Source organism: Micromonospora sp. KC213 (assembly GCF_004348325.1).
GTDB lineage: Bacteria > Actinomycetota > Actinomycetes > Mycobacteriales > Micromonosporaceae > Micromonospora.
The window spans coordinates 2501-5370 of record NZ_SMKF01000264.1; the positions used below are offsets into that span (position 1 = coordinate 2501).

Consider the following 2870-nt stretch of genomic DNA (forward strand, 5'->3'; position numbering starts at 1 on the left):
CTGTGGGTGTTCCCGAGTAGCGGCGGACCCCTGAAATCTGCCGTGAATCTGCCAGGACCACCTGGTAAGCCTAAATACTTCCTGGTGACCGATAGCGGACGAGTACCGTGAGGGAATGGTGAAAAGTACCCCGGGAGGGGAGTGAAATAGTACCTGAAACCGTTCGCCTACAATCCGTCGGAGCCTTGCGGGGTGACGGCGTGCCTTTTGAAGAATGAGCCTGCGAGTTAGTGGCATGTGGCGAGGTTAACCCGTGTGGGGGAGCCGTAGCGAAAGCGAGTCTGAATAGGGCGTTTGAGTCGCATGCTCTAGACCCGAAGCGGAGTGATCTAGCCATGGGCAGGCTGAAGCGCGGGTAAGACCGTGTGGAGGGCCGAACCCACCAACGTTGAAAAGTTGGGGGATGACCTGTGGTTAGGGGTGAAAGGCCAATCAAACTCCGTGATAGCTGGTTCTCCCCGAAATGCATTTAGGTGCAGCGTCGTGTGTTTCTTGCCGGAGGTAGAGCACTGGATGGTCTAGGGGGCCCACAAGCTTACCGAAATCAGCTAAACTCCGAATGCCGGTAAGTGAGAGCGCGGCAGTGAGACTGCGGGGGATAAGCTTCGTAGTCGAGAGGGAAACAGCCCAGATCACCAGCTAAGGCCCCTAAGCGTGTGCTAAGTGGAAAAGGATGTGGGGTCGCATAGACAACCAGGAGGTTGGCTTAGAAGCAGCCACCCTTTAAAGAGTGCGTAATAGCTCACTGGTCAAGTGGTTCCGCGCCGACAATGTAGCGGGGCTCAAGCACACCGCCGAAGCTGTGGCATTCACATTTTAACCACGCGACGCCTTGATGTGTTGTGCAGGTGTGTGGATGGGTAGGGGAGCGTCGTGCCGGGGGTGAAGCAGCCGAGTGATCGAGTTGTGGACGCGGCACGAGTGAGAATGCAGGCATGAGTAGCGAAAGAAGGGTGAGAAACCCTTCCGCCGGATGACCAAGGGTTCCAGGGCCAGGCTAATCCGCCCTGGGTGAGTCGGGACCTAAGGCGAGGCCGAGAGGCGTAGTCGATGGACAACGGGTTGATATTCCCGTACCCGCGAAAGAGCGTCCCTGATGAACCTCGTTGTGCTAACCATCCGAACCATCCAAGACCTTCGGGTTGAGGGTGGGGAGCGTGGGAACCTGGCGGGTAGTAGTCAAGCGATGGGGTGACGCAGGAAGGTAGCTGAGCCCGGCCGGTGGTTGTGCCGGGGTAAGCGTGTAGGCCGGTGTGTAGGCAAATCCGCACACCTTGTGGCTGAGACGTGATGCCGAGCCGATTCAGGTGAAGTCAGTGATCCTATGCTGCCGAGAAAAGCCTCTAGCGAGTTCTTAGCGGCCCGTACCCCAAACCGACACAGGTGGTCAGGTAGAGAATACCGAGGCGATCGGGCGAACTGTGGTTAAGGAACTCGGCAAATTGCCCCCGTAACTTAGGGAGAAGGGGGGCCGGAGACGTGAAGCCCCGCGCGGGTGGAGCGTTGTATGGCCGCAGAGAGCAGGGGGAAGCGACTGTTTACTAAAAACACAGGTCCATGCGAAGAAGTAATTCGATGTATATGGACTGACGCCTGCCCGGTGCTGGAACGTTAAGGGGACCTGTTAGCTCTTCGGGGCGAAGCGGAGAACTTAAGCGCCAGTAAACGGCGGTGGTAACTATAACCATCCTAAGGTAGCGAAATTCCTTGTCGGGTAAGTTCCGACCTGCACGAATGGCGTAACGACTTCCCCACTGTCTCAACCACAGGCCCGGCGAAATTGCAGTACGAGTAAAGATGCTCGTTACGCGCGGCAGGACGGAAAGACCCCGGGACCTTTACTATAGCTTGACATTGGTATTTGAGTTAGCTTGTGTAGGATAGGTGGGAGCCGGTGAAGTCCATACGCCAGTATGGGTGGAGGCAATCTTGAAATACCACTCTGGTTGATTCGGGTATCTAACTTCGGACCGTTATCCGGTTCAGGGACAGTGTCTGGTGGGTAGTTTAACTGGGGCGGTTGCCTCCTAAAGGGTAACGGAGGCGCCCAAAGGTTCCCTCAGCCTGGTTGGCAATCAGGTGTTGAGTGCAAGTGCACAAGGGAGCTTGACTGTGAGACTGACAGGTCGAGCAGGGACGAAAGTCGGGACTAGTGATCCGGCACTGGCATGTGGAAGCGGTGTCGCTCAACGGATAAAAGGTACCCCGGGGATAACAGGCTGATCTTCCCCAAGAGTCCATATCGACGGGATGGTTTGGCACCTCGATGTCGGCTCGTCGCATCCTGGGGCTGTAGCAGGTCCCAAGGGTTGGGCTGTTCGCCCATTAAAGCGGTACGCGAGCTGGGTTTAGAACGTCGTGAGACAGTTCGGTCCCTATCCGCCGTGCGCGTAGGATACTTGAGAAGGGCTGTCCCTAGTACGAGAGGACCGGGACGGACGAACCTCTGGTGTGCCAGTTGTCCCGCCAGGGGCACGGCTGGTTAGCTACGTTCGGAAGGGATAACCGCTGAAAGCATCTAAGCGGGAAGCCTGCTTCAAGATGAGGTATCCCACCCACTTTGGTGGGGTAAGGCCCCCAGCTAGACGACTGGGTTGATAGGCCGGAAATGTAAGCCCGGTAACGGGTTCAGTTGACCGGTACTAATAGGCCGAGGACTTGACTACGAAGATGCTACGCGTCCACTGTGCAACTCTAGACAAACGAACAACACACCGTGTGGTTGGTGTTGTTTGATATGTCGATAGTGTTACGGCGGTCATGGCGGAGGGGAAACGCCCGGTAACATTCCGAACCCGGAAGCTAAGCCCTCCAGCGCCGATGGTACTGCACTCGTGAGGGTGTGGGAGAGTAGGACACCGCCGGACAAT

The 2870-nt window shown here is 56.8% G+C and carries 2 rRNA genes (1 of these 2 cut by a window edge); both read left to right on the forward strand.

The annotated features are described in order from the left end of the window. Positions 1–2666, forward strand: a 23S ribosomal RNA gene (locus E1166_RS29150); it begins 441 nt to the left of the window's first position. 84 nt (positions 2667–2750) lie between these two features. After that, a 5S ribosomal RNA gene (gene rrf / locus E1166_RS29155) occupies positions 2751–2867 on the forward strand. Positions 2868–2870: the final 3 nt, after the last annotated feature.